Origin of the sequence: Bacillus sp. CH30_1T, assembly GCF_008364765.1 — a bacterium.
Classification (GTDB): Bacteria; Bacillota; Bacilli; order Bacillales; family Bacillaceae_B; genus Rossellomorea.
Genome location: NZ_VTUY01000007.1, coordinates 54,894 through 74,985 on the forward strand (window position 1 = coordinate 54,894; position 20,092 = coordinate 74,985).

Genomic DNA, 20,092 nt, shown 5'->3' on the forward strand with positions numbered 1-20,092 from the left:
ACATTTAATGAGCATACTTAAGAGAGATGCGTAAAATGGTACCTGAGGGTTCGTTTCTTAAAGCTAAGATATCACCATTGTAGTTTTGGATGAGCTTTGATGCAATGGCTAATCCCAAACCATAACCGCCTTTTTCACGACTTCTTGCCTTATCCACACGGTAGAACCGGTCAAATACCTTTGGAAGATCATCTTCTGGAATTCCGATTCCTTCGTCTTTCACCTCAATCATCACATCTTCTTCACGATTCACTAGCTTTATTACAATGTTTGAATGCTTATCAGAGTATTTAACGGCATTATCTAACAGGATGATCATAATTTGTTCTAGATGCCTTGGCATAATAATCACCATCGCTTCATAATCCAACTCATCCAAGCACAGAAACGTGTGTTCTTGATGTAGAAATTTAAAGTCTCTAATAACCTTATCAATCACTTTTTGTGGATTGGCACGAGCGGTTTGAAGATCAAATTTCTCACGATCCGCCCTGGAAAGTTCTAACAATTCACCTATAAGCCTTTTCACTCTTTCAAGTTCTTCCAATGATACCTGTAAAGATTCTTCCAGTATCGTCGGATCTTTTTTTCCCCACCTGTTCAAAAGAGCCAGGTGTCCTTCTAATACCTGTATGGGCGTTCTTAATTCATGTGATGCATCTTCAACAAATTGTTGCTGTTGCTGAAACGATTTCTCGATTTCGCTCATCATCTTATTGAAAATTTGTGATAGGTCACTGATTTCATCATGGGCCTTCACAATCTCCACTCTTTCGTGGAACCCTTTTCTTTCGATGGATCTCATTGTTTCAGAAAGCTTATTTAATGGACGCACAAAGCTTCTGGCCATGAAATAGCCGATAATTGCACTGATCAAGAGCGCGAGTACCCCGGTGATGGTCATCATCCAGAACAGGTTTTTCATGATCTTTTCATATCGGCTTAAAGGCTGGATAATTTCAAAATATCCGTTGAATTGACTCGATCTTATCGGAGATCTCCCAATAAGCATTTGTTTTCCCTCAGATTCAATGAGTGTAACTGTCTTCTCTCTAACGGGTTGAAAAGGAACGTAAAAAGCTGATTCATTTTCACCTCGTATTTCCAATACTTGATCACCCTGACGATCTAAAATACGAATAGTCTGGTCCTTTTCAGCTATTTGTTTCATCAAATCCCGGCTTTCATAAATGTCCTGGAGCTGTATATTTGGCCCTTTTTGTTTAAAAAACACCGTAATTTCATCCAGAACACGACCAAAGTTATTTTCTTCTTCATCCACCATCCACTTACTGATTGCATGATATTGAAAAAAACTAAATAAGAAAAAGGCAAGGAAAATGGCTGAACCAGCCGCTAATGCCCACTTCACTTTAAGAGAAGAGGGCTTAAAACGATTCATGAATGTATTCATGTCCTCATCACATACCCGGTACCACGTACGGTTTGGATGTAGCTATCTTCGTCAGGCGAATCAATTTTATTTCGCAAATATCTTACATAAACATCCACTACGTTCGTTTCAACCTCGGTATCATACCCCCACACTTTATTGAGAAGAACTTCACGTGTCAAAACAATATTTTTATTTTCCAATAAGGCGAGTAAAAGGTCATACTCCCTTTTCGTAACCTCGATTTCATGTTCAAGCTTAAACACTTGCCTTGACTCCTTTTGAACGGTGATATCACGGTAATGATAAGTTGTTTGAGTCGAAGCTGCTTCTTCATTTCCGGCTCGTCTAAATACGGCTCTCAATCTCGCTAACAGTTCTTCAATAGCAAAAGGCTTTACGATATAATCATCTGCTCCACTGTCCAATCCTGATACACGATCCATTACACTATCCCTTGCCGTGATCATGAGGATCGGAATAGCTTTCACTTGCCGGATTCTTCTGCAAACCTCAAGTCCGTTTAAATTCGGCAGCATAAGATCCAATAAGATTATGTCCCAATCCTCGTTTAAACTTTTCTCTAACCCCCCTCTTCCATCATAGGCAAGACCCACTTCATATCCTTCATATTTAAGTTCCAGTTCAATGAACCGGGAGAGATTTTTTTCATCTTCTATGACTAAAATTCTTTTCACATAAATCACCTGCTCTAAATGCTTAATATGTCTTATTTTATTTTACTTTTACTGAAAATAAAATCATTAAGCGCTTGAAAGATTTCAATACCTTGATACGTCATTAATGTAATGGCAGTAAAACTGAAAAATAAAATAGGAATTATTCGAATCCACATGGTTCTTACCTCCCTTTTATCATTACCGTCATTTTCCTCCACTTTCATTAAAATTGAATGAGAGAAGGGTAAGTTTTCACTTAGAGAAGAAAGAAATCTTAAGTTTACATAATGATATTATAATCAAATAATTAAATAGTATGAAATTGCTCCTGTTGAAGAAAATAATAGTTGTATAAATAAGAATGAGGTGCACGAAATGGAAAGTAAGAAAAAATTAGATTTACTTGCGTTATCCTCTATTCCTTTAGTTATGACACTCGGAAATTCGATGTTGATCCCTGTTCTTCCTCAATTAGAAAAGGAGCTTAACATTACGGGATTTCAATCAAGCTTAATCATCACCGTATACTCCATCATAGCCATACTCTGCATTCCGATTGCCGGTTACTTATCCGATCGTTTCGGGAGGAAAAAAATTTTAATACCCAGTTTAGTCATTGCAGGAATCGGAGGCCTCATTTGTGGACTTGCTTCCATATACGGGTCGAACGCCTATATTTTTGTAATTGCAGGAAGGGTTGTTCAAGGAATTGGAGCTGCCGGTGCTTTCCCGGTTGTCATCCCTACCGTCGGTGATCTCTATGAAGATGATGATCAAATCACCATAGGATTGGGCATAATCGAGACATCTAATACTTTCGGCAAAGTTCTAAGTCCGATACTTGGTGCATTATTTGCCGCATGGATTTGGTTTATTCCCTTCTTTTCCATTCCGGTATTTTCCCTTTTATCCATTCTATTGATCGTCGTTTTTGTAAAAGTCCCGGCTAAAAAAGGAGAAGTAGCGAAACAAAGTATTAAGGAATTTGTTCATGAGGTGGGAATCGTCCTTAGGAAGGAAAAGAAATGGATTTTCGGAATCTTTATTATCGGAATTATTTCCATGTTTACTTTATTTGGATTTTTATATTATTTATCAACCCGCTTAGAGCAGTCTTACGGAATTAACGGAGTAATGAAGGGACTATATTTAGCAGTCCCACTCCTTTTTTTATGCCTAACCTCCTATATAACCGGAAAAGTGATCGGAAAGAGCAAAGACAAGATGAAGTGGGTCATCGTTTTTGGATCCCTAATGAGTTCGGTGGCTTTCATTCCAATAATCTTTACTGAAGGAAAATGGATCATCTTGAGCATTTTTTCCATTGCTGGTATCGGAATGGGTGCAGCCCTTCCCTGTTTGGATGCATTGATAACAGAAGGAATTGAGAAAGAACACCGTGGAACCATTACCTCCATTTACAGTTCAATGAGGTTTACAGGTGTCGCTTTAGGTCCTCCTATAGTAGCGTTGATTGAACCTTTGAGTACCTTTATTATTTTCATAGTTCTAAGCCTATTTGCCAGCCTGGTCGGAATGCTTTTCATTAAGGTTCCGGAAACTCCCCCGCAAGCTGTCTCAACTAAAAAGGCGTAAGGATTCATTCCATGATGAAAAAACGGAGCTGAATGCAGGCTCCGTTTTTTCAATTGCATCTCTACATCTGCTGAATAAAGAAATCTTGTTCTTTACGATCCCAATGTTTATTTCGATTCATAATGTGGTAGATATATCCATAAACATGATAGGGATCGTAAGGGAGGAATATATATGAGTTGGATCATCGTGATTGTTTCTTTTTTTGTACTTCTCATTCTGGCTGAAGAAGTCATTAACTATTTTCTACGTACAAAAGTAATTGATCATCACCCCAAGGCGAAAAGAAGCGAAGGAAAGATGAAATCATTGTTTCAAAAAGTAAAGCTGAAACTGACTCATTCACAGTAAGTAGTACTTCATAGTCAAAAGGTGGAGAAGTTGATCTCTGCCTTCCACTTAAATCACTTTTTTGACACAATATGCATTGTTTCAATTGGTTGATGAGATAACATACCTTTAACCTCTTCTTCCCCTTCATTTTAACCATAATCTAAAAATACACAAAAAGAAGAAGACAAAAGCTTCAGCAAAACTTTTGTCTCCAAAGGAAAGAAATTAGAATGGGTCTTACATAATAAAGATTTAAACAAAAAGAAAGCTACCCCACTTTCTTTTTGTTTAGGGAGTGATAAATCCTTATTCATAAGCAAGATTCATTGTACCGGGTGAAAAAGTGAACTCTATTAGAACAAGATTAAAATTTGATGAGAAAATCATTTTCTCCCTTAATTCTCCACTACTCTATCAGAAAAGCATCCAGTTTAAATATATGATATGATAAATAAGAATTCAGAATGTTACAATTCATTCTAGTGGATGAAAGGATGGAAAAATGAAAATCGATTTAAACTGTGATTTAGGAGAAAGTTTTGGTACATATACAATTGGACAAGATGAAGAAATGATGAAATTCGTTTCCTCCGTCAATGTCGCTTGCGGATTCCATGCAGGAGATCCTCTCGTAATGAAACAAACAGTCACAAATGCATTAAGTCATAACCTAAAAATAGGTGCTCATCCCGGGTTGCCTGATCTTCAAGGCTTCGGAAGAAGAATGATACAAGTAACCCCTGAAGAAGCGTATGCCCTTGTACAATATCAAATTGGCGCACTACTCGCCTTCATTAAGGCACAAGGAGGTAAGTTGTCACATGTTAAACCTCATGGTGCCCTCTATAATATGGCTGCGAAGGATTCCAATTTGGCTGCATCGATTGCTAAAGCGGTATACGACGTTGACCCTGGATTAACATTGTTCGGCCTTTCTCAAAGTGAGCTGACAAAAGCAGGAGAGGAAATCGGATTACATGTTGCTCATGAAGTATTTGCCGATCGAACTTATCAATCTGATGGTTCACTAACTCCCCGTTCCCTTCCCAATGCCGTACTTCATGATGAAAACGAAGTCGAAAAGCAAGTCTTACGAATGGTTGAGAAACAAGAAGTAGTTTCAACAGATGGTGAGGTATTATCAATTAAAGCGGATACCATTTGTCTTCATGGAGATAACACGGCTGCTTTAAACCTTGCTAAAAGATTATATGAAAAGTTAAGCTAATTATATAAGGGCTATACGTAGCCCTTATTCCATGGAGAATGTAAAGGATTTGTCTATTGTATAGAAGATAGGAGCAGTCTCTAATGAATAAGACTTTACTACTCGAAGGGTTCCGTTGGATGTTCATCTTACTTGTTGCTTGCGTTATTATTCTATATGGCTATCAGCGGTTCCTTTTGCACTCTAGCATTGAAACATCTCTACAAACCGTATCTCCCGACTCAACCATCATTGGAATCATTCAAACTCATACGACTGATAATAAAGAAAAAGTGTATGAAGCTCTATACAAGACAACAGACGGTAAGTGTTACCGAGCTTCATTCGAGCGTAAGGGGCGCACATTCATAGGAAATCAGGAGGCATCCTGTGAATAGGAGGAGTAGACCGATGAAACAAGCCATTCATATCTTTCCTCAATTTGAATCAGCAGAAAAAAATAATAATATCAGAAAAATTCATGATCCATTATAGGATAAAATCCCTCCCCATATAACACTCGTTTTCCCGTTTAATGCAAATATACCTTAGATAAAAAGTATGGCTGGTTTCAAGGAAGCCATATAGTGGAATGTAGAGGAATATGACATACATAGAAAGGGTCATTGCTATGATAAAAACTCTTACAATCGATACTAATAAACGTGATGAGATGATTGATATCACCACTTATGTCCAAGACATCATCATCAATGCAAAAATGAAGGAAGGTGTTGTTGTGGTCCAATCCTTACACACAACAGCCGGAATCACGGTGAATGAAAATGCGGATCCCGATGTAAAAACAGATTTTCTACGTCGATTAGACGAGGTATATCCTTGGGAACATACTCTCGACCTTCATGGAGAAGGAAACACAGCTGCTCATTTAAAGACAAGTACGGTTGGACACTCTCAAACAATCATTGTCACTAATGGAGAGCTTCTATTGGGAACTTGGCAAGGCATCTACCTCTGTGAGTTTGATGGTCCACGTTCTAGAAGAAAGGTTTCGGTTAAAACAATTGACGCTGAATAAGGAATGAAAAGACTCGAAGGCATTTTCTCGAGTCTTTCTATTCTATAAAACGTTCTCTTATGTTTTCCGAAGGCAGCATACAAGACTTTTGTTTTCCAAACCATTTATATCTATTCTTCGCAATCCATCTGTATACCCTATCTCTTAGGGGCTTAGGGATGATTATGCATGTAGTGATAAGCTTCCATGGCCATGTCAAATGAGAGCACACCTTTAAAGCAGCGGTTGATTCCACATGCGCTTTATTTTCTTCAATTAAAACAAAGCTATCTGTAGTATGAGGAATGTTGTGCTTCTTCAATAATTGTTGACCAATATCGCTTTGTAAGGAAGCAAACTGGTAGATTCCTTCAGGATCACGTTCGATAATAAATCGCACACTACTATTGCAAAAATTACATAGGCCATCAAACAATATTATTGCCAATGATATCACACCGTTTCATTTAAATTCCATATTAACTTCTAACTATAATAGAATTCACAACTTCTTTCCAGGAAGTTACTTGCTCTCAACTTTTTGAATGCTCCGATAGGTGACCTACTTCATTATAGGAATGAACTGCCCATCGTTCACTTTTAAAATGGAGATTGGTCAGGCAGCCGTTAAATAGCTTCACATGCTCCAGAACTGCCTTTTCTTGATGAAACTCCCTCAATACTGCATTGATGACAGCACCGTGAGCAACCAACAGTACCTTCCGGTCGGGAAACTGAGTATGAATCTCTTCCAGCCCCACCTGCACTCTGTCGACCAACTCTTCGTATGATTCCATATTCGGAAAGATAAAATCAGGATACCGCTTTTCCCTTTCTTCACGGGACAATCCCTCTCCCTCACCAAAATGGCGTTCCTTGAAATGATCCATTTCAACGATTGGCAGTTCAAGTGACTCATTGATAATATCCGCTGTTCTTCTCGCTCTCATTAAAGAAGTGGTTATGAGAACATCCCATTCTGATTTTTTCAAAAATTCTCTGCATTCTTCTGCTTGACGTTTTCCAGTTTCATTTAATGGTATATCTGTTTGACCTTGTAATTTACCCAAAAGATTCCATTCTGTTTGACCATGTCTTACTAAGCATATTTGAGTCATTTCGTTTACTCCTTTTGCTGAAATTGCTGTTTCTATTGTCCGTACAATATCCATGCCTTAGGAAAGGTATAATTCTACTAGATTTTATGATATACTATATTACCATTAAAAGAGATTATTTCGAAAGTTTTAAATAAATGAGCAGTATAGGAGTTGGCTGAAACAATGAGAGATGAATTATTATATCTGGGTCAAGAAATCGTTTCACATAAATCTGAAATTGCTAAAGGTGTAATTGACTATCAGGAACAACGATACTCTGAACAACTTAAGTTTTCAGGTGTGAGAATGGAGAAGATCACAGAGTGGAGAATTGAATTAATACAAATACTAGGGGAATCTTTATTTGAAAATCAAAAGGATTCTCTCGTTAAAATAAATGAGTGGACTCAGAAAGTTGGGAATATTTCCATTGAAAAAGGTATCTCCCTAAACGAATCTTTAAAAACTCTATCCACATTTCGTACGGCCATTTGGGATTTTTTCGATGAACAAATCGACAAACAAATTTCAGCCTCCATTATGCTGCAATCAAACAAAAAGATAAATCCCTTGCTCGATGAAATTGCTTATCTTTTCAATGAGTTATTTATTAAGCAACAGAAAGATCAGTTGGCCCTAGTTCATACTGCTATGGATGAACTCTCTGCACCGATTGTGCCGATAGCTGACCAAATTGCGATTCTTCCTCTTATCGGGGAAATTGATACTCATAGAGCCAGCTCTGTTATGGAAACGGCACTAAAGAAAAGCTCTGAATTGCAATTAGACTATTTATTTATTGATATATCCGGTGTAGCAATAATGGATACGATGATTTCTCATAATATCTATCAAATTGTAAATGCTTTAAAAATGATGGGTGTCCAATCGGTATTAACTGGTATCCGCCCTGAAGTTGCCCATACTTTAGGGAGTCTGGGTATAACCTTCGACGATTTAAAAACAAGCTCAAGCTTAAAACAGGCTCTCGAAGACATCGGATTCAATCAATATGAGGTGGTCCTTCCCCTATAATGTATAACCAGAAGCCATTTGCAGCATGACTTCTGGTTTTTTTGATTATTTCCAAACACTAGTCACTCCTATTTATTTTATGATGAAATAATAGTTGAATGCTTTGAACTGCCATATATATGGGAATCGACCAATACATTTCATACCCTTTATCGAAATGGAATATACCAATTCTGACCGTGAACCATTCCATCAAGAGAGAAAAAGCTGTCCAAATCAATAAATAAGCAAGGTTCATAATCCCTCTTATCTTTAGCTTTTTATATATGTATACGAAGAAATAACTATAAGGGCCATACATGATGTAACTAATAAAGTCAATTGTCTGGTAAGCGGAACTGTCATTGACATCATAAAAATCCCATGGAGGAATACTAATCGTATGATCATAAAACATTCCTATTGATATGCCATAAATATAATAACTTAACCCTTCGAGGAATGAAAATATTTTTGGAGTGATCCAGATTAATAAAAGGAGAGAGATGAGACTAATGATGATAAACCACTCGTTTAAGTCAAATGACCTCTCATAGATTCTGTCCACGATCTCTCTCCTCCTTTTTCTGCAAATAGTAAAGCCCTAGTCCTATCCATATACAAATCAATAAATATGTTCCATTAATGATGATTGTATTTAACAGGCTCCATTGAGGATACTCAAGCGTTTTAAAGTGTATGTGAAGAATATCCAATACACTGATAAAGAATAACAAGCTTACAAATAATAAGAATCGATGAGTTCTGTTTCCGTAATTCAAGTAACCATTCACCATGACAATCCCGACTAAAGGCAAAATACATTCCCGGTTTATCAGTAAGCTGACAAATTGAGTGACGTCCTCTGACGCCTTCACCCACTCCAGATTATTGGTCAAAATCGTAATGTAATTCGTTGAAATGATCGACAACACCATGAACTGTATCGAGTTTGATGTGAATGAAAGTTTTTTTTGCATAAAAATGACGATATAAATCAGTATGATCAATATGGAAACGAAGAAAGGAAGAGACATTGATTTCTCCTTAACTTTTTCTTACTATCCTTGCCTTTTTCGACTCATTACATAACCACAATTATGACTAGAGAGTTCGGATGTTTGTATTAATTTTGTAAAGGGAAAAGAGAAATGGAGAATGAAGGAGGTAATTTTATGAAACATGAATCTATCCCACAATATGCAAGAGATGAAATAAAAGAAGTCTTTGTCGATGGTTTGCAGCGGGACTTATCACCTAAAGAAGAAGGACTTATCACAGGATGGACTCAAACCTTTAACAAAAGCGAACGCGCCACCATCATTAATATGCTAAAAGAACTACTAAACAAGCATAAAAAACATGACTAACCCGAAAGCGGAGGCGGCTTGGTCAGAGGCGACAAGCATAAGACGGGACTACCGGAAAGGCGCTCTTTGCCTTTTTGGTAGTCCTGGCTTATGACCTCGAGCCTCTAGCCGCCGGAGCTGGATGAACCGAAAGCGGAGGCGGCTTGGTCAGAGGCGACAACCATAAGCAATCTGTTATGAATGCGAGCATAAAGAAAAGGCAAGCCTGGATTAAGGCTTGCCTTTTCTCATTTATAGTAATGTTTCTTATATATCACTTGTCAAATCTAGAAGTTTATCAATATCAATGCGATAGATTGGGCGATTTATATCCTCTTGTCCAAGTTCTACGGTATCTTCTAGTACATCATCAATGTTCATACTTTAAATACCTCCCAAGTTGTGTGTGTACTCTGCATGGCTACAAACCATCTGCATCTTACTAAAGAATACGAAAGTAGGTTTCCATTCATGGGGGTACTTTTAAAAATATTTTTCAAAGAAGAATTGTAGGTAATAGTCTGAAATTTGAATCAAATGGTTCACTATGTTAAAGTTTTAAACAACTATTAATTCTACTTAAATAATAATAAATGGGTAGAATAGCTTTCTCCTTAAAGGAGGCCTTTCTATGAAACGATTTTCAATGCTTCACGTTCCTCAGGATTATAGGTATAGAGGACGTCCAGCTGTTACCGTTCACGTTCTACCTGTTCATAAAGAATATTTCGCGATAGGTAAATCATTAAAAGGGAACGGTCGCGCTGCAAACAACAACGAAAAACTAGCCGCATATTATGCGTATCTAGATACTTTAAAATAACGATTCTCTCTATAGAATAAATCACTATAAAAGCTGATCAGAACCTTGTCTGATCAGCTTTTTTGTAATCAATCTCAACTTCATAGTGTACAAACAGGGGCTGAGTTACCTGTTAAATTTCACGAGGGAGACATATCCTTTTATACCGTCCCCCCTCTCGTGTGCTATATTTTTCTTTTCAGAAGTTTATAATCATTCAACATACACTGGTGGCTTCCCACAATAGTATCAGGTAATTCTTCTAGATTACAAAACTTTAATTGAATGGATTCAGAGTTTTCTGCTTTCATTTCTCCATTGTAATCATTTGTAAAGTAGGCTGTGGTGACTACATAAAACTCATCTCCATTTTCAGCTTTAATGTATTGATCCGCACCAGAATATACGTTTAACAAATTCAACTTACCTAATGTCAGATTCGTCTCTTCCTTCACTTCTCTTCTCGCCGTATCTTCCGTTGATTCTGCCAATTCCATTAATCCCCCAGGCAGTCCCCATGAGCCATTCGGAAATCTCCTTTGCTGCAGAAGCACTTCCTTTCTCTCATTCAAAATAATGACGACCGATCCGACTAAAATAAGAGGACGAGTTCCAACAATTTCTCTTAATTCTTCTATGTAACCCATTGATCAATCTCCTCACTGAATCTGCTAACGTAATGAAACACAGACCGAATTAGTCCGTTATATACTGACAAGCCTCAAAACCATTTCCATCTATATCCCAGAACTCAAAAAATGTAACCTCTCCATCCTCTTTTATCTCTCCAACCTTTACTTCCTTCTCCACTAGCTTTAACCTGGTCTCTTCTAGCGCATCAGAAAAGAGAATCGGCTTGACGGATGAGGGACGGACCTTTCCCTCTTGAATCGTTAGAGTAGAGTCTCCTTGACCTATTTGAAACACAACATACTTTCCCGAATCAAAAACTTGCTCAAACTCCATCACCTCTACATACCATTGAGTAGACTTTTTTAAATTTTTTACACACATATGGACTGTATCCACTTTAGAAAACAATGAAATACCTCCTCGTTCATCTCTAGTTTTTTAATAGTGTTAAGTGCCCAACAATCTCTTTTGCTACAAATTTTTCCATTGGCGGAAGTGCCACTACTGTTAATGATCCCTCTTTAATTTCAGTTAACCCGCTATCATGAATACTGAAATATCCATCACCCTCTAATTTCTCCAGCTCACGGGGTTTTCCCTTTAGAACAATTTTTTTCATTCCTGTTTGCACCCATTTTACAAAGTCTGCTTGTCGATTTTGAAAAGGTGAATCAGATGACATCATCGTCAGCGTGCTAAGAGTAGCAGCATGTGCCACTTGCGCTGCCGTTTTCCCCTTTGACATATTCAGTTCCTTATTAACAATAAAATATTGAACGAGATCACGCTTATTCATTCGTCTAATCAGCCCTTTTTATCATTTAATACCTGTTATTTTACCATGCGCAGGGAAAGTATCTCAGTTTTATTTACTTCCTTCTTAGTTTCACATAATTATTTTCAACTGAAACTATTTTGACCTGCTCTCCTATTTTAAAATCTAAATATTGATCACAATCCAACTTATAGGTGTGGCCGTTATCAAATTTCATGAAGCATGGCGGATCGCTGCTGTTTTCATCTATAACCTCACCTGATTTAATTCCTTCCGCACCTTTTTTATCATTCGCCGGAAAATACTTTTCCTCAATCATTACCCAATCTTCATGACTGATAACCACCAGCTTCAGAATAAAGAGCCCCATAAGAAGAACAAGTAACATACAAAGTATCACAAATTTAGCCCGTAAGCCCATCATGTGTATCCCTTTCCTTCCATATAAAATCAACAAATGATTATATGTATGAAATCCGAAATACATTCGTTTATTTTGAATAGTGGATTATTCTTCCCCTCTTGCAAAAAACCTAAAATGGATTTACAATAAAACTAACGACCGTTAGTTAGTTAATTAATTAAGAAGGTGAATAATCATGAAAAATGACAACAAACAACTCATAAAAGAGGTCGCATTGGATTTATTCGGCCAAAAAGGGTACGAGGATACCTCTTTAACGGAAATTGCAAACACGGTGGGTATTAAAAAACCATCCATTTACAACCATTTCCGAAGTAAAGAGGATATATTTATAGAAGTAATTGAGGATTTAAGTGTGTCTGAAGTGACAGCCTATAAGAATGCAGAGGAAAAGATGAATCTTGATGAACCACTAAGGAATATACGAATGCTCTTTGACTTATTTTGTCACCGATTAATGACAACAAAAGAATCTCTGCTATGGAAGAGAGTTACATTCTTTCCTCCAGAAGCTTTTAAAGAGCTTATTCAAAAACAATTCATTCAGTTTGAAATGGTTACAACAGCGATTTTAGTATCAATTTACCAAGAAGGCCTTAAACACAATCTGTTTAGTGAAATCGAGGAGGATGAATTTATTGCCTCCTTTTTATGTTTAGTTGATGGTGTCTTTTTAGAACATCACTATTACACAGAAGAAATTTTCAGACAACGAATTGAATCGGCTTGGAAGGTTTATGAATTAGGTATATCAAGTCGTAAAGGAGAGTAGCATCATGGGTTGGATATACGTTATTATTGGTGGAATTTTGGAGATTGGCTGGGCAACTGGGTTATCCCTCTCAGAGGGGTTTACAAAACCTGTCCCAAGTATTGTCACTGTTGTTCTCATCTTAATCAGTTTTTATTTTTTTTCTAATTCCATGAAATTATTGCCAATCGGAACTGCATATGCCGTCTTCACCGGTATTGGAGCAGCCGGCACTGCTGTTGTGGGAATGGTATTTCTAAATGAGGGAATTAGCGTGTTGAAAGTTACTTTTATCTCTCTGCTCATTTTCGGGGTAATCGGCCTCAAAATGAGTGATAAAGAAAAGCAAGAAACTGGGAGGTCATACTAATGGCTTGGATATTTCTCATTTTTGCCGGGTTCTCTGAAGTTGTGATGGTAACGTTTATGAAGCTTTCTGAAGGATACAAGAAGCTGGCCCCTTCAATCGTGAGCTTCGCGGCAGGAGGTATAAGCTTTTATTTATTATCCCTTTCCCTGCTTGATATCCCAGTAAGTACAGGATATGGAATATGGACCGGGATAGGATCTGCAGGAGCTGTAATCATCGGAATGATCTTTTTCAGGGAAACGAAGGATTTAAAGAGATTATTTTTTATTAGTTGTATTATAGGGAGTATCATTGGTTTAAAGATCGTTTCATAACTGTAATTTTTTAGATATTTTTTATCCCAATAGCTCCCCCACCATTACCATTGGTTTCTCAAAGGGGGTGCTATTATGCATGTCCAAGGATTCTGCTAATGATTCGTTCTGACTAAATGTACATCCCATACATCTTCTAAAATGTTCAAGAAAGTTTCGTTTATTCCTCCCCATTGAACAGAGTCGTTGCTAAGTGGATCCTCCAGATTCCTATCAATTTTGAGTAAATCTTTTCTTATGTACTTTTCCATATACATTAAATAGGGGAAAGGAATTTCCTTCCGATTAACTCTGGATAGGAGCATAGAGGAGATGGTATCCTTCAATTCTTCATTCATATTAATATGGTCAACCATTTCGTTCATCCCATTTGGAGGAAACGTTTGATACTCGTTAATCCACTTATAAGAAAGCCACGGTCTGATAATCGTCATCATTTTCTTCAAATCTTTGATATCCTCATTCAAATACATTTCCATATTGCGTTTAGCCATGTGATAATAATGAAACAAACAGCGGGTCGGAGAAAAAGTCTGGTCTCTCAGCTTTCTGACTTTCTCTATGTCCGGGTGCTCAAAATACACATTTTCATTTGTTAACCATTCCATTAGAGAGGGGTTTGATTTACGAAGAAGTTTAAGTGCTTTACTAAGGTCCCATCCGCTGATTTCAATGGAATCGTGTGTAGACATTACAATAACGTCCTTTGTCTCTTGAAGATTTAAATATGCAGTAACCTCCCGAATATATATAAACCGGACATCATAATCGCTCTCATCTGTTTGATACCCCCATGCCCGACTTCCGGCTTCGACGGCATACAGGATCCTTATTCTCTCTTCTCTTTCGATATTTTTCAACTCATCCAGAATGATTTTTCTCACAAAATAATTCTCCTTATCTTATATTTATTAGTAGGGTTTTCCTTTCAGTATTTGATATACTTAATCACACAAACAAGTCGATAGATAGAGGTGAATAGCTTGACCAAGAAAAAGATGTACTCATGGAGCCTGCAGGTTCTCATTATTCTTACCATTATTTATGTTTCAACAAAGATTTCATTTTTATTTGAACCGATTGTCGTATTCGCTTCAACATTATTTTTCCCGATCATCATTTCAGGATTTCTGTATTTTTTATTAAATCCATTAGTTAATCTCCTGGAAAAAGCAAGATTGCCGAGAACCATTGCCATCATCGTGCTTTATGCTGCTATTATTGGTGTGATGGTGTTAATTATAGGAAATATCGCGCCTATTCTCTCGAAGCAGATAACAGGTTTGTTCAATGAACTTCCGGAGTATGCAAGACAAACGAGGAATTTTATCGAATACTTATCTGAGACTCAACAATTCAAATGGATGATGAGTCAAGATTATGTGTCACTTAAAGATGTAGAAAAGCAGTTAATGGACTTTGCCAATACTTTACCAGATAATATAACAACTGCTCTTAAAGGATTATTAAGTGTTCTGACCAGTATTACGATACTGATTGTCACAGTCCCGTTTCTATTATTCTTTATGTTTAAAGACGGCCATAAATTTCCTAAGGCCATTTCAAAATTCCTTCCTCCTGCCTACCGTGAAGAAGGGATCAACACTCTAAAGGATACGAGTGATACACTTGCCGCGTACATACAGGGACAATTGACGGTAGCTTCCTTTGTAGGGACCCTGACTTTTATCGGGTATTTGATCATTGGACTTCCCTACGCATTGGTGATGGCGCTAATAGGGGCGGTGACGAATATCATTCCATTTATCGGTCCTTTTATCGGTGCTGCACCTGCCATCATCGTGGCCCTGTTTGATTCACCGACTAAAGCCATTCTCGTCATCGTGGTTGTCACGATTGCACAGCAAATAGAAGGGAATCTCCTTTCACCCCTAATTCTAGGAAAGCGTCTGGATACTCATCCAGCGACGATTATCATTTTATTACTGGTGGCAGGGAACCTGGCAGGTATCCTGGGAATGATCCTTGCCGTTCCTTTTTACGCGGTAACAAAAACCATTGTGTTGAATTTAGTGAAGTTTATAAAGCTGAGAAGATCTGCTATTCAAGAATGATAATGGAGAGACAACCGGGCTTGCCCGGTTGTTTATTTTTTGACGTAACAAAAACGTGGAAGTTGAATCGGAAGAAGGTTAAAGAGCAGATATGTGTCATTATTCAGATTGCCTCCATTCCGACAATCATATCTGTTTATACATAATCACATGTGGCCCGATTGGTTCTATTTCAAATACGTCCCCCAACTGAGTTAAACCCAATTTCTCATAATATGGCCCAGCTGAAATTCTGGCATTGCACCACCACAATTCACACCCTTTTTCTTTCAGGACTTTTTCACTGTGTTCGATGAGCTGCTTTCCAATGCCTTTCCCCCTGTAATCCGTAAGGGTAGCCATTCCCCTTAACCGGTAAGGCAGATATCCATTCAAACCCGGTTGTGCTTCCTGATAAAAGGAACCAATACTGATCAGCACCTCTCCTTCAAAAACGCCTATGTGAAAGGAACTGTCGTCTGAATCTCCTACATAATGACACTCCTCTATCGATTGCGTCGGCCTAAGAATTTGTTGTCTAATGGCATATGTATCAGTAGCTGAAATAAAACGAATGTGAGTCATTTTAATCCTCCCTTATGAAACCGGACTTTTCATCCCTATTTTATCATAGCATATTCATAAATTTTGAGGTGAATATCAAAAGAAGCAATCCCTTCATAGGGAATTGCTCCTCTGGTTTACTTCATTTCTTTTTAAATAACTTATTTGATGCACCCTTTACTGCCTTGCTTGCCGTGTCTACTGTTTTACCGACCATTTTGTTTCCGGTATTGCTTACATTTTTCACAAAATCTGCTGATGTATCTGACACTTTCCCTACAAGTCCGCCTTTACCGCTAACACTTTTGATTATTTCATTAGCTGTGTCTGCCGTTTTATTCACTAGTCCGCTGGCTTGCTTCGACGTGTTCTTTACTAAGTCACTTGGATTATTTCGCTTGTCTTCAGCCATGATGTTCTCCTCCCTAGAAAAAGACTCATCACTATCCCTATGTCATCGAATGTGAAAGTATGCTGAATCAGGGACTAACTTTTTACCTTCTTTAAATATTCTGTCGATAAAACCGATTCGAGCATATCGCCATCTCTCTTCTCGACCCAATAGGCCGAAGCATGGACTCTTGAGCTCAGTACTTTATAAAGACTTTCATCAATGAAATGTAAAGCAGCACCATCATCCACACCATAGCCTGCTTGAAGTTTCCCTTTACGGATAAATGAATGAAAAAGGGGACGACGATTTTCTTCGCCGTCATAATGAGGAGAGTGGCTTCCCTTCAAGAATCCCAAACCTTTAATCGTTTCTAATTCTTCACCATATGAATCAGTAATTCCTTCTTCAAACCAACAGATCGAGCCTGCGCTCAAACCTGCAAGAATCGTCCCTGATTCCCAAGCTTTCTTGAGGATAGAATCTACCTTCCACTCTTTCCATAGGGCAAGCATACTCTTGGTATTGCCCCCACCCACATAGATAATATCCTTTTCAAGAAGGAACCCCTCTAAATCTTTGGTTGGTAATTCGAATAGAGACAAATGTGAGGGCTCACACGAAAGCGAGTGAAAAGCATTGTAAAATCGCTCTATATACCCTTCTGCATCTCCACTGGCGGTAGGTAAAAAACAAATCTTTGGTTTTGACTCTCCAGCCTGATTTATAATATATTGATCTAAAAGCAGGTTATCAGGCTCCATGGAAAATCCTCCACCACCCATTGCGATAATCTGTTTCATTGAATCTACACTCTCCTTCTATTCAAAAATCTTTCAATAAGTATCTTAATCCTAACAAAACCATTGACGTTGGCGAACATTTTTTCATTCAAAAAAATCTAATAGAAAAGAGGCTGGGACAAAACTAAAAAACCACCACATAAAGACGAACATTTCAGTGTAGGCACTTAATACCGCTAATGATTTCCGTGCAAGACTTCGCTTTCCGCGGGTAGCCCGTGAGCCTCCTCGGCAAGCCTGCGGGTTGGAAAGCGGAAGGGCTTCGCTCAGAGGCGGTTGGCATAAGGCGGAGCGGGCTTGAAGGCGTTCTTTGCCTTCATGGACGATCTGCCTTATGACATTTGCCTCTAAGCCCTATAGCTGGACAAGTCTCACATAAGCTACTCTTCCCGCAGGAGTCTTCGTCTTGCACTCCAATNTGCAAGACTTCGCTTTCCGCGGGTAGCCCGTGAGCCTCCTCGGCAAGCCTGCGGGTTGGAAAGCGGAAGGGCTTCGCTCAGAGGCGGTTGGCATAAGGCGGAGCGGGCTTGAAGGCGTTCTTTGCCTTCATGGACGATCTGCCTTATGACATTTGCCTCTAAGCCCTATAGCTGGACAAGTCTCACATAAGCTACTCTTCCCGCAGGAGTCTTCGTCTTGCACTCCAATCAACCGCTAGAAAGAGCTACATCTAAATGTCCATTTGAACAAATTAAAAATCCGAACTAATTTGCCACATAGAATGCAAATTAGTTCGGGTTTCAGTTAGGCTAAAACACTTTTGTCCCAGCCTCCTCACTTATTTTATTTCATCTCCTGAAAAGTAAATCACTTAACAGCACCAGAAGTTCTATTCTTTTTCATTTTCATTTCTTTTTGGAATGAAAGAATTAATCCATATGTCATGACAAATAAGATAATACCTAATGGTAAGGCTGTGATGATGGTAGCTGCTTGCAATCCGCTGATGCCGCCAGTCCCCATCAAGATCGCTGCAATGGCAGCTAATACAATCCCCCAGCTGAACTTCACGAAGAATGGAGGATTCAAACTTCCATTAGACGTTTGCATCCCCAGTACAAATGTTGCCGAGTCGGCCGACGTCACAAAGAAAGTGATAATCAGGATTAGGGAAATAATCGAGAGGAACCCGCTTAGAGGCATTTGATCAAATACATAAAATAGTGCTGTCTCCAAACCTTGACCCGCTACATCTACACCTTGAACAAAATCGTAATACAACCCTGTTCCTCCGAATACTCCAAACCATAGAGCGCATACGATTGTTGGCACAATGATGACGGCGATGATAAACTCACGAACAGTCCTTCCTTTTGAAACCCTTGCAATAAAAGTTCCCACAAACGGTGTCCATGAGATCCACCATGCCCAATAAAAAATCGTCCAATCCTTCACCCACTGATTATTCTCCACATTAAATGGTGAAAAACGTAACCCCATACTAGGAAGATTTTGAACATAGTTTCCAAAGGTGGTCAAAAACAATTCCAGGACAAATTGCGTAGGACCTACGATGAGAAAGACAATGAATAACAAGACAGCCAATACCATATTGGCATTGCTCAAATATTTAATTCCTTTTGATAAACCAGTAGCAGCAGAAGTAATAAATAGAACCGTTGCAACCCCCATGATAATAAGCTGAACTTTAAAGTCAATCGGGGTTCCCATCAGGTAATTAAGTCCACTGTTAATTTGTTGAGCACCAATTCCAAGTGAAATCGCCACACCGAAAATCGTGGCAAACACAGCGACAATATCAACAATATACCCCATGGGACCTTTCACTCTATCTCCAATTACAGGATATAACGTGGCACTCATAAGTCCTGGCATGTCCTTCCTGAATTTATAATAGGCAAGGGCCAATGCTACGACCGCATAAATGGACCAGGCATGAAATCCCCAATGGAGATATGTATAGCGTAATCCGATTTTAGCAGATTCAATGGTCCCGCCTTCCCCATATGGAGGCGTGGCATAATGAGAAACAGGTTCCGATACCCCATAGAATAGGAGCCCTATTCCCATTCCTGCACTGAAGAGCATGGCAAACCATGTCAATGTGGAATATTCAGGTCTATCAGCGTCCTTCCCTAATCGAATCTTCCCATATTTACTAAATGCGAAGAAGATGGCAATGATGAAAAAGAATGAAGCTGAAAATTGATAAAACCAGCCAAATTTGTCTAGAAGAACTCCTTGAGTACTGGACATAATATCGATTAATGTTTGAGGAAAAATCCCCCCCCAAGCTACAAAAATGATGCCGATTGTAATAGCAATCCAAAACATTGGTGTGAAATCTTTCAAATGACTTCCCCCTTAATTCTTTGATGTAGATATAGGTATGTAAAGAAAATAAATGCACGAACTTATTTGTTCCCCCCTTTTCCAAGAGCTAAACTAGTAAGTAATTGGAAAGTGAGGGACGGACCTTTAAAGGTCCGTCCCTTACTCTAAGTTGGCATATATTAACATCCCACTTTTAAATTGATTTTTCATGTATCTTTTTTTCATT

Annotated in this window: 28 protein-coding genes; 12 read left to right on the forward strand and 16 right to left on the reverse strand. The window is 38.4% G+C overall.

Annotated elements, in window-relative coordinates:
* Nucleotides 1-4: 4 nt before the first annotated feature.
* From F0342_RS15240 to F0342_RS25470, 3 genes are read right to left on the reverse strand one after another with little or no spacing between them, the layout of a single operon-like run.
* On the reverse strand, nucleotides 5-1,414 hold the full coding sequence (locus F0342_RS15240) for a HAMP domain-containing sensor histidine kinase (protein ID WP_262481759.1): 1,410 nt from the start codon (nucleotides 1,412-1,414) through the stop codon (nucleotides 5-7).
* The gene (locus tag F0342_RS15245) at nucleotides 1,411-2,091 is read right to left on the reverse strand and encodes a response regulator transcription factor (RefSeq protein WP_149156749.1); all 681 of its coding nucleotides are present in this window, start codon (nucleotides 2,089-2,091) and stop codon (nucleotides 1,411-1,413) included. The genes F0342_RS15240 and F0342_RS15245 overlap by 4 nt, the downstream gene beginning before the upstream one ends.
* Before the next feature lie 32 nt (nucleotides 2,092-2,123).
* The gene (locus F0342_RS25470; RefSeq protein ID WP_262481760.1) at nucleotides 2,124-2,249 is read right to left on the reverse strand and encodes a hypothetical protein; all 126 of its coding nucleotides are present in this window, start codon (nucleotides 2,247-2,249) and stop codon (nucleotides 2,124-2,126) included.
* A 199-nt stretch (nucleotides 2,250-2,448) separates the two neighbouring features.
* Here F0342_RS25470 and F0342_RS15250 point away from each other — a divergent pair, with 199 nt between their 5' ends.
* The 5 genes from F0342_RS15250 to F0342_RS15265 all read left to right on the forward strand — a co-directional run bounded on the left by F0342_RS15250 (nucleotide 2,449) and on the right by F0342_RS15265 (nucleotide 6,248).
* The gene (locus F0342_RS15250; RefSeq protein ID WP_149156750.1) at nucleotides 2,449-3,669 is read left to right on the forward strand and encodes an MFS transporter; all 1,221 of its coding nucleotides are present in this window, start codon (nucleotides 2,449-2,451) and stop codon (nucleotides 3,667-3,669) included.
* Nucleotides 3,670-3,843: 174 nt separating this feature from the next.
* A complete protein-coding gene (locus F0342_RS24950; RefSeq protein ID WP_188048574.1) occupies nucleotides 3,844-4,020 on the forward strand; it encodes a hypothetical protein in 177 nt (58 codons plus the stop codon).
* 484 nt (nucleotides 4,021-4,504) lie between these two features.
* Nucleotides 4,505-5,230, forward strand: a complete 726-nt coding sequence (locus F0342_RS15255) for a LamB/YcsF family protein (RefSeq protein ID WP_149156751.1) — start codon at nucleotides 4,505-4,507, stop codon at nucleotides 5,228-5,230.
* 83 nt (nucleotides 5,231-5,313) lie between these two features.
* Nucleotides 5,314-5,607: a hypothetical protein gene (locus F0342_RS15260; protein ID WP_149156752.1), complete on the forward strand. Its 294-nt coding sequence runs from the start codon at nucleotides 5,314-5,316 to the stop codon at nucleotides 5,605-5,607.
* 233 nt (nucleotides 5,608-5,840) lie between these two features.
* The gene (locus F0342_RS15265) at nucleotides 5,841-6,248 is read left to right on the forward strand and encodes a secondary thiamine-phosphate synthase enzyme YjbQ (protein WP_149156753.1); all 408 of its coding nucleotides are present in this window, start codon (nucleotides 5,841-5,843) and stop codon (nucleotides 6,246-6,248) included.
* 37 nt (nucleotides 6,249-6,285) lie between these two features.
* Here the strand turns inward: F0342_RS15265 and F0342_RS15270 are convergent, their stop codons facing one another.
* Nucleotides 6,286-6,675, reverse strand: coding sequence for a thiol-disulfide oxidoreductase DCC family protein (locus tag F0342_RS15270; protein ID WP_149156754.1), 390 nt, complete (start codon nucleotides 6,673-6,675; stop codon nucleotides 6,286-6,288).
* Between the two features lie 85 nt (nucleotides 6,676-6,760).
* A complete protein-coding gene (locus F0342_RS15275; protein WP_149156999.1) occupies nucleotides 6,761-7,345 on the reverse strand; it encodes a histidine phosphatase family protein in 585 nt (194 codons plus the stop codon).
* Between the two features lie 165 nt (nucleotides 7,346-7,510).
* On the opposite strand from F0342_RS15275, the gene F0342_RS15280 reads away from it, so the two are divergent.
* A complete protein-coding gene (locus F0342_RS15280; RefSeq protein ID WP_149156755.1) occupies nucleotides 7,511-8,362 on the forward strand; it encodes an STAS domain-containing protein in 852 nt (283 codons plus the stop codon).
* A 58-nt stretch (nucleotides 8,363-8,420) separates the two neighbouring features.
* Here F0342_RS15280 and F0342_RS15285 read toward each other — a convergent pair whose 3' ends face one another.
* A complete protein-coding gene (locus tag F0342_RS15285) occupies nucleotides 8,421-8,909 on the reverse strand; it encodes a hypothetical protein (RefSeq protein ID WP_149156756.1) in 489 nt (162 codons plus the stop codon).
* Entirely contained in the window at nucleotides 8,893-9,378 is a 486-nt protein-coding gene (locus tag F0342_RS15290; protein ID WP_188048575.1) for a hypothetical protein, read from the reverse strand. The genes F0342_RS15285 and F0342_RS15290 overlap by 17 nt, the downstream gene beginning before the upstream one ends.
* Before the next feature lie 138 nt (nucleotides 9,379-9,516).
* On the opposite strand from F0342_RS15290, the gene F0342_RS15295 reads away from it, so the two are divergent.
* Together F0342_RS15295 and F0342_RS15300 are read left to right on the forward strand one after the other, a co-directional pair.
* Nucleotides 9,517-9,711, forward strand: coding sequence for a hypothetical protein (locus tag F0342_RS15295; protein ID WP_262481761.1), 195 nt, complete (start codon nucleotides 9,517-9,519; stop codon nucleotides 9,709-9,711).
* A gap of 610 nt (nucleotides 9,712-10,321) precedes the next feature.
* Nucleotides 10,322-10,513 (forward strand): hypothetical protein, encoded by a 192-nt coding sequence (locus tag F0342_RS15300; protein WP_149156759.1) that lies wholly within the window; start codon nucleotides 10,322-10,324, stop codon nucleotides 10,511-10,513.
* 164 nt (nucleotides 10,514-10,677) lie between these two features.
* Here the strand turns inward: F0342_RS15300 and F0342_RS15305 are convergent, their stop codons facing one another.
* The 4 genes from F0342_RS15305 to F0342_RS15320 all read right to left on the reverse strand — a co-directional run bounded on the left by F0342_RS15305 (nucleotide 10,678) and on the right by F0342_RS15320 (nucleotide 12,354).
* Nucleotides 10,678-11,139, reverse strand: coding sequence for an NUDIX hydrolase (locus F0342_RS15305; protein ID WP_149156760.1), 462 nt, complete (start codon nucleotides 11,137-11,139; stop codon nucleotides 10,678-10,680).
* 49 nt (nucleotides 11,140-11,188) lie between these two features.
* Nucleotides 11,189-11,533, reverse strand: coding sequence for a VOC family protein (locus F0342_RS15310; RefSeq protein WP_149156761.1), 345 nt, complete (start codon nucleotides 11,531-11,533; stop codon nucleotides 11,189-11,191).
* A 22-nt stretch (nucleotides 11,534-11,555) separates the two neighbouring features.
* Nucleotides 11,556-11,921 carry an aminoacyl-tRNA hydrolase gene (locus F0342_RS15315; RefSeq protein ID WP_149156762.1) on the reverse strand — a complete coding sequence of 122 codons (366 nt, stop codon included), beginning with the start codon at nucleotides 11,919-11,921 and terminating at the stop codon, nucleotides 11,556-11,558.
* Between the two features lie 73 nt (nucleotides 11,922-11,994).
* A complete protein-coding gene (locus tag F0342_RS15320; protein ID WP_149156763.1) occupies nucleotides 11,995-12,354 on the reverse strand; it encodes a hypothetical protein in 360 nt (119 codons plus the stop codon).
* A 145-nt stretch (nucleotides 12,355-12,499) separates the two neighbouring features.
* Between F0342_RS15320 and F0342_RS15325 the strand changes: the two genes are divergently transcribed.
* Genes F0342_RS15325 through F0342_RS15335 form a run of 3 tightly spaced genes read left to right on the forward strand, consistent with a single transcriptional unit; the run spans nucleotide 12,500 to nucleotide 13,759 of the window.
* A complete protein-coding gene (locus F0342_RS15325; protein WP_149156764.1) occupies nucleotides 12,500-13,096 on the forward strand; it encodes a TetR/AcrR family transcriptional regulator in 597 nt (198 codons plus the stop codon).
* A gap of 4 nt (nucleotides 13,097-13,100) precedes the next feature.
* Complete coding sequence (locus tag F0342_RS15330) at nucleotides 13,101-13,445, forward strand: DMT family transporter (protein WP_149156765.1); 345 nt, start codon at nucleotides 13,101-13,103, stop codon at nucleotides 13,443-13,445.
* Nucleotides 13,445-13,759: a DMT family transporter gene (locus tag F0342_RS15335; protein WP_149156766.1), complete on the forward strand. Its 315-nt coding sequence runs from the start codon at nucleotides 13,445-13,447 to the stop codon at nucleotides 13,757-13,759. Before F0342_RS15330 ends, F0342_RS15335 begins: the two co-directional genes overlap by 1 nt.
* Before the next feature lie 95 nt (nucleotides 13,760-13,854).
* Here F0342_RS15335 and F0342_RS15340 read toward each other — a convergent pair whose 3' ends face one another.
* A complete protein-coding gene (locus F0342_RS15340; protein WP_149156767.1) occupies nucleotides 13,855-14,643 on the reverse strand; it encodes a nucleotidyltransferase domain-containing protein in 789 nt (262 codons plus the stop codon).
* A 99-nt stretch (nucleotides 14,644-14,742) separates the two neighbouring features.
* Between F0342_RS15340 and F0342_RS15345 the strand changes: the two genes are divergently transcribed.
* The gene (locus tag F0342_RS15345; protein ID WP_149156768.1) at nucleotides 14,743-15,834 is read left to right on the forward strand and encodes an AI-2E family transporter; all 1,092 of its coding nucleotides are present in this window, start codon (nucleotides 14,743-14,745) and stop codon (nucleotides 15,832-15,834) included.
* A gap of 126 nt (nucleotides 15,835-15,960) precedes the next feature.
* Here the strand turns inward: F0342_RS15345 and F0342_RS15350 are convergent, their stop codons facing one another.
* From F0342_RS15350 to F0342_RS15365, 4 genes are all read right to left on the reverse strand, one after another.
* A complete protein-coding gene (locus tag F0342_RS15350; RefSeq protein ID WP_149156769.1) occupies nucleotides 15,961-16,398 on the reverse strand; it encodes a GNAT family N-acetyltransferase in 438 nt (145 codons plus the stop codon).
* Nucleotides 16,399-16,519: 121 nt separating this feature from the next.
* Nucleotides 16,520-16,789, reverse strand: coding sequence for a hypothetical protein (locus F0342_RS15355; RefSeq protein ID WP_149156770.1), 270 nt, complete (start codon nucleotides 16,787-16,789; stop codon nucleotides 16,520-16,522).
* Nucleotides 16,790-16,863: 74 nt separating this feature from the next.
* The gene (locus tag F0342_RS15360) at nucleotides 16,864-17,571 is read right to left on the reverse strand and encodes a Type 1 glutamine amidotransferase-like domain-containing protein (protein ID WP_149156771.1); all 708 of its coding nucleotides are present in this window, start codon (nucleotides 17,569-17,571) and stop codon (nucleotides 16,864-16,866) included.
* A gap of 807 nt (nucleotides 17,572-18,378) precedes the next feature.
* Nucleotides 18,379-19,884: a glycine betaine uptake BCCT transporter gene (locus F0342_RS15365; RefSeq protein WP_316252618.1), complete on the reverse strand. Its 1,506-nt coding sequence runs from the start codon at nucleotides 19,882-19,884 to the stop codon at nucleotides 18,379-18,381.
* Nucleotides 19,885-20,092 lie beyond the last annotated feature (208 nt).